Annotated in this window: 1 protein-coding gene; it reads right to left on the minus strand. The window is 72.9% G+C overall.

Annotation, left to right across the window (positions count from 1 at the left end; genetic code table 11):
• Positions 1–234: hypothetical protein (locus ACYQ0J_RS13585; RefSeq protein WP_460172622.1), on the minus strand; the 234-nt coding region annotated here is incomplete at its 3' end.
• Positions 235–236: the final 2 nt, after the last annotated feature.

Genomic DNA, 236 nt, shown 5'->3' on the forward strand with positions numbered 1-236 from the left:
GAGGGCCCGGTCCAGGTCGGGCACCCGGCCCGGGCGCACCTCGTTCAGATCCAGCCACACTGCCGAGAGGAGGGCGTGGAGCTCCAGGGCCCGCTCCCGGGAGAGGCCGGAAGGGGAGAGGCTCCGGCTTTGGGCGAGGGCCTCGAGGTAGGCGAGGCGGGCGAGGAGCTTCTCCCGCTCGGCCTCCAGCTCCGCCACCCTCCTGCGCAAATGCTCCAGCTCGTCCACCCTCATCG

This window comes from Thermus sp. FJN-A, assembly GCF_054655095.1.